Origin of the sequence: Immundisolibacter sp., from assembly GCF_041625615.1 — a bacterium.
GTDB lineage: Bacteria > Pseudomonadota > Gammaproteobacteria > Immundisolibacterales > Immundisolibacteraceae > Immundisolibacter.
In genome coordinates, this window is sequence record NZ_JBFJTF010000137.1 from 1 (window position 1) to 5717 (window position 5717).

Below are 5717 nucleotides of genomic sequence, written 5' to 3' on the forward strand. Positions count from 1 at the left end.
AGGCACGGCTGGCCCGGACATGAAGCTGCGGCACGCCCTGCGCGCCTTTGCCGGCGAGCTGCTGGCCAACAACCCGCGCGAGGTGGCCACCAGCCTGGCGCTGCTGCTGGCCGCCGGCCTGACCGAAGGCGTGTCGCTGCTGGTGTTCGTCCCCGCGCTGCAACTGCTGCAAGGCTCCGCGCCGCCCAGCGGCCGGTTCGGCGACCTGCTGACGGCGGTCGGCATCCCCGGCCAGCTGGGCCCGGTGCTGCTGCTGTGCGTGGCACTGGTCGGCGCCCGTGCGCTGCTGGTGTATGCGAAAAACCGCTACACGGCACGCCTGCACTTTCGCTTCGCCGACCAGGTCCGGCTGCGCCTTTACCGGGCGCTCGGCGAGGCGCGCTGGAGTGTCACCGGCACGCTGCGCAGCGCCGACATCGAGGACCTGCTGACCGCCGGCGTCGACCGCATCCAGTCCGGCGTATGGGGCCTGATCCTGCTGGTACAGGCGGCGGTCCTGTTCACGGTCTACCTCGCGCTGTCGGCCCTCGCCTCGCCCGCGCTGACGGCGCTGGTCGGTGCGGCGGGTGCGGTGCTGATGCTGGCGCTGCACGGCCAGCGGCGGCGGGCCGCGTCGCTCGGCGGGCGACTGAACGACAGCCGGCAGGCCTGCTTTCGTGAACTGTCGGCCCTGGTGGCCGGGCTCAAGGTCGCCAAGAGCTTCGGCACCGAGCAGGCCCACACCCAACGCTTCGCCGCCACCGTGGACGCCACCCGCGCCGGGTTCATGCGCTACGCCGACCTGCGAGCCCTGAGCAGCCTGTGGTTCCAGCTGGCGGCCGCGGCACTGCTCGGCGGCGCCGTATACGTGGGCGCCCGGCCCCTGGCACTCGACCTGCCGACACTGCTGCTGCTGGTGTTCTGCGTGGCACGCCTGGCGCCCTACCTCGGTCAGGTGCAGAACTTCAGCCAGGAACTGCTGTTCGCGCTGCCGTCGTGGCAGCAGGCACGGGCGCTGGAGGCCACCCTGGCGCAGGCGCGCGAAGCCGCCGCCTCCGGTCGCGAGCGCTTCACACTGCGCCACGGCGTAACCGTAGACGGCCTGAGCGTGGTCTACCCGGGTGCCGCGCGGCCGGCGCTCGACGACGTCAGCCTGACCTTGCCGGCCGGCCGCTGCACGGCGCTGGTCGGACCCTCCGGCGCGGGCAAGAGCACGCTGGCCGATGTACTGCTCGGACTGACCCCGGCCGACGCCGGCACCGTGCGCATCGACGGACAACCGCTGACCGTCGACCTGGCACGCGCCTGGCGGCGGCATGTCGGCTACGTGCCCCAGGACACTTTCCTGCTGCCCGACTCGGTGCGCGAGAACCTGCGCCTGGGCGCCCCCCAGGCCAGCGACGCGGACCTGTGGCACGCCCTGGAGATGGCCGCCGCGGCCGATTTCGTGCGGGCCCTGGCGGACGGCCTGGACACGGCGGTCGGCGAGCGCGGCACCCGCCTGTCCGGCGGCGAACGCCAGCGCCTGGCACTGGCGCGGGCCCTGCTGCGCCAGCCCCTGCTGCTGGTGCTGGATGAGGCAACCGCCGCCCTCGACGCGGACAACCAGGCCCGCATCGGCGACGCGCTGGAACACCTGCGCGGCCGCGTCACGGTGCTGCTGATCACCCACCGCCAGGCGCTGATCCGGTACGCCGACCAGCGCATCGTGCTGCGAGACGGACAGGTCTGCGACACAAGCACACGCGTCCGGCCACCGCTCGCACCGGTGGCGGCGTATGGCAACCGAGGACCCGTGCAATGAACGACACCGCTCCCCTTGGCGCTTGCTCCGACCTTCGCTGGCAACAGGCGGCGGGCGTGGTGCAGGCGCAGATGGCGCCCGGCCAGACGGCGCTGCTGCACCTGGCAACGGCGCGCTACCACGCCATGAACGAGGTCGGCTCACGCATCTGGGCGCTGCTGGAGCAGCCACGCACGCTCGCCGCACTGTGCGAGGCGCTGTGCGAGGAATACGACATCGACCCCGCGCGCTGCGCCGAGGAGGTGGCCACCTACCTGGCGTCGTTGCGGGCCGACCAGCTCATCGAGCCGTTGCCATGACCGGGCGCTGGCGACGTGCGTGGCAGCAGCGCCGGCTGCTGGCCGAAGCCGCCGTGGCGCTGATGTGCGCCAACCTGACGGTGCTGCTGCGCGGGCCACGGCTGGCCGCGGCGCTGGGGGCGCCGGACACGCTCCCGACCATCGCCCCGTCGGCACGGCAGATGGCGGTGGCGCGGGACGTCGGCTGGGCGGTGGAGCTGCTGGCGGTACGCGGGCCGTTGCGCACCGCCTGCCTGGGCCAGGCACTGGCCGCGCGCACGCTGCTGCGCCGGCGCCGCGTGCCCTGCGTGCTCACCCTGGGGCTCGGTCGCCAGACCAGCGGGGGCCTGTGTGCCCACGCCTGGCTGCGGGCCGGTGACTTCACCGTGACCGGCGGGCGCGGACGCGGCGCCTACGCGCCGGTGGCCGGGTTTCGATAGGCAGGCACGATGCACCACCACTACCAACTGGCAGGACTCGGCTTCCGCTCTCCCCTGGTCCTGCCGGAGCTGGACGCCCGGACCGCGGGCGAGGCCGTCGATGTGCACATCGACGAGCGCGAAGGGGCGGTACCGGACAGCGGCCGCGCCCCGCCCGGGGGCATGACATGGTCATCCGACCGCGAGCGCTGCCTGCTGGATGTGGCGCGCATCGCCCGCTTCAGCGTATGCCAGGGGCAACGCATCGCCTTTCAGCGCTCCGACACCGACGGCGACGCCGCCGCGGACGATCGCCTGCTGCGGCTGTTCCTGCTCGGTTCCGTGCTGGGCGCGCTGTGGCACCAGCGCGGGCGCCTGCCGCTGCACGCCGGCGCCGTGGACGTCGACGGCCGGGCCTGGGCCTTCGCCGGCCCGTCCGGCGCGGGCAAGTCGTCGCTGGTCGTGGCGATGGCCGCCAGCGGCGCCGGCTATCTGTGCGACGACGTGTGCGTGCTGGATGTGCTGGACGACGGCCACGCGCACGCCTGGCCCGGACTGGCCCGGCTGCGGGTCAGCCCGGAAATCTGTGCGCTGCTGGCGCTCGGCGACTGCCCACCACCCGACCCGTTCGGCAAGCACGCCCTGTTTCCCCCCTGGCCACGCCCGGCCGGCGCCCGGCCACTGGCCGGCATCGTGATCCTGGAAACCGATCCGGCCGCCGCGCAGCCGGTCATGGACCGCCTGGAAGCGCCCGCCGCGCTGACCGCGCTGCTGACCCACACCTACCGCACCGAGTACCTGCCGATGGAACATCGGGCCCGGCACTTCGGCCACTGCGCGGCGCTGGTGCGCGCGGTGCCGGTGTACCGGCTGCGCCGGCCGTGGGGCACGCGGCGCCTGCCCGGCGACGCGCAGCGCCTGCTGGCGCTGCTCGCCACCCTGAACACCTGACGCCCGGCTAGAAGGCGTTCTTGTCGCCGAACACCACGCGCGCCGTGCGCAGCAGAATCTGCATGTCCAGCAGCAACGACCAGTGGTCGATGTAGTACAGGTCGTGCTCGACACGCCGGGTGAGCTTCTCCGGGGTGTCCGTCTCACCGCGCCAGCCGTGCACCTGCGCCCAGCCGGTCAGCCCCGGTTTCACCCGATGGCGGGCCGCGTAATGGTGCATGACGTCCTGGTACAGCAGGTCCCCGGCCTTGGCCTGCAGGGCGTGCGGACGCGGCCCGACCAGCGACATCTCGCCGGTGACGACGTTCAGCAGCTGCGGCAACTCGTCCAGGCTGGTGCGGCGCAGGAAACGGCCGACCCGCGTCACGCGCGGATCATCACGCTGCGTCAGCATGCTGGCGGCGGCGTCGGTCATGTGGTGATACATGGTGCGGAACTTCCACACCTTGATCAGGTTGTTGTTGAAGCCGTAGCGCGTCTGGCGGAAGAACACCGGCCCGCGCGAATCAATCTTGATGGCCGCCGCGATCAGCAACATGAGCGGCGCAAACATCAGCAACAGCAGACTCCCCAGCACGCGGTCCTCCGCCGCCTTGAGCAGTTCCGCCGAGCCGGACACCGGCCGATCGAGCACCCGCAGCAGGGGCACATCGCCGACGATCTCGGCGCGCTGGCGCAGGAACTCGAACCGCAACAGCTCCGGCGCCAGACGGATGTCCACCGGCGTGTCGGCCAGCTCGGCCAGGGTGCGCATGATGCGGTCGCGCTGCGCCCACGGCAGGGCGATGATGACCTGGTCGACCTCGTTGCGACGGATCAGGCGAACCAGGTGCTCCAGGTCGCCCAGCACCCGCACCTGGTCGATATAGCCTTCCTCGGGCGGCTGTTCGTCGTGGGCGAAGCCGATGATGCGCGTGCGGATGTCCTCACAGCCGCGCAGGTGACGCGCCAGCAGGCGGCCGTGGTCGGTGGTGCCGACGATGACCGTGCGCTGCGCCAGCCGACCCTCACGGATCCAGCGACGCGTGAGGCCGGAGAACCCGGTACGCACCACCATCGGCAACACCGTGCCCAGCACCAGCCACAGCCCCACCCACAGGCGCGGGTAGGCGTCGGACAGGTTCAGCGAGTAGGCGCCCACCACCAGCGTCGACATGGTCAGCGTCCATGCGTACAGCTGGCGCCGCAATCCGGCCTGCAGCCTGAACACGTAGGACAGGTGGTAGGCACCAAAACGCTCGCACATCCAGGCCGCCGCCAGGGTCACCACCACCACGGTGGCGGCCGAAAACGGCGTGATCGGCCCCAGGCCGGGGTGCAGCCACCACGCCAGCACGCCGGCCAGCGCGAAGGCCGCCGTCTCGGCGCAGCGCAGCGCCAGCACGGCCACCCAGGGTGCCGTCGGACGGGCAGTCCGCGGCCGCCCGGAGCGGCGCTCCACGGGAACAGCAACCGTTGCAGTCGTCGACATACGAAAGCTCCTGATCCACAAACGCCCGACGTCGCGGGCACGCCTCCTCTTCGGTGCACGGCCGGCGGCTACATGGCCACCGGCTCAGGAAAGGACCGCTCGGACGCGGGCCCGGCCACCGCCTGGTCAGACAGGCCGGGGTACGCGCTGAGGGCCAGGTTCAGCGTCAGCGATAACCACAACAACGGGCTGTTCATGCTTGGGCTGGACACCGCATGGGCGGCCAGCAGACCCAGCGTGAAGGCGCGAAAAGGCCACAGCGCGCGCCCTCCCTGGACCCACGCCGCCGTGTCCCCGAACCGCCGCAGGCACAGGCCGATGAACACCACAAACGCCAGCGTCCCGGCCAGTCCCACGTTGGAAAGCAGCGCCGATGGCAGCGTGCTCGGACGGTGACTGCCCAGGCCAATGCCCATGCCCCAGGTGGTCTCGAAGGCCTCGTAGCCCATGCGGTCCGCCGCCGTCCGGTCCTCGAAGGAACTCGTTTCGGTCTTGCCGGCGATGCTGCGTTCGTAGACGAGCTGGATGTCGTCCTGATGGGTACGCACGAAGCCGACCGCCCCGGCCACCGCCAGCAAAACCAGCCCCGCCACCGCCAGCCGGCTGCGCCCGCCCTGCGGCATGCCGCCACCCATCAGCCGCGACAGCGGCAATGCGACCAGCATTGCCACGACCCACAGCGCCAGCAGCGCGTAGGCGGTGGTGGAGGTCGACACCACCAGCGCACCCACCGCCGCCAGCACCATCAGCAACGCGCGCGCCGTGCGATCCGCCAGGTAGCGGCCACTGGCGTACGCGAGAAACCCGCCGTAGGC

General features: G+C 72.0%; 5 protein-coding genes and 1 pseudogene. 4 read left to right on the forward strand and 2 right to left on the reverse strand.

Features of this window, described 5'->3' with window-relative positions; all coding sequences use genetic code 11:
- From ABYX71_RS09960 to ABYX71_RS09975, 4 genes are all read left to right on the forward strand, one after another.
- Window positions 1-1783, forward strand: a 1783-nt coding sequence (locus tag ABYX71_RS09960) for an ABC transporter ATP-binding protein (protein ID WP_372696347.1), incomplete at its 5' end; no start/stop codon positions are given.
- Window positions 1780-2082, forward strand: coding sequence for a PqqD family protein (locus ABYX71_RS09965; RefSeq protein ID WP_372696348.1), 303 nt, complete (start codon window positions 1780-1782; stop codon window positions 2080-2082). The genes ABYX71_RS09960 and ABYX71_RS09965, both read left to right, overlap by 4 nt.
- Window positions 2079-2501 carry a lasso peptide biosynthesis B2 protein gene (locus ABYX71_RS09970; RefSeq protein ID WP_372696349.1) on the forward strand — a complete coding sequence of 141 codons (423 nt, stop codon included), beginning with the start codon at window positions 2079-2081 and terminating at the stop codon, window positions 2499-2501. The genes ABYX71_RS09965 and ABYX71_RS09970 overlap by 4 nt, the downstream gene beginning before the upstream one ends.
- Before the next feature lie 9 nt (window positions 2502-2510).
- Window positions 2511-3431, forward strand: coding sequence for a hypothetical protein (locus ABYX71_RS09975; protein WP_372696350.1), 921 nt, complete (start codon window positions 2511-2513; stop codon window positions 3429-3431).
- Window positions 3432-3438: 7 nt separating this feature from the next.
- Here ABYX71_RS09975 and ABYX71_RS09980 read toward each other — a convergent pair whose 3' ends face one another.
- Window positions 3439-4902 (reverse strand): undecaprenyl-phosphate glucose phosphotransferase, encoded by a 1464-nt coding sequence (locus ABYX71_RS09980; protein WP_372696351.1) that lies wholly within the window; start codon window positions 4900-4902, stop codon window positions 3439-3441.
- A gap of 68 nt (window positions 4903-4970) precedes the next feature.
- Window positions 4971-5717 (reverse strand): annotated as a pseudogene (locus tag ABYX71_RS09985) (hypothetical protein); the annotation flags it as partial.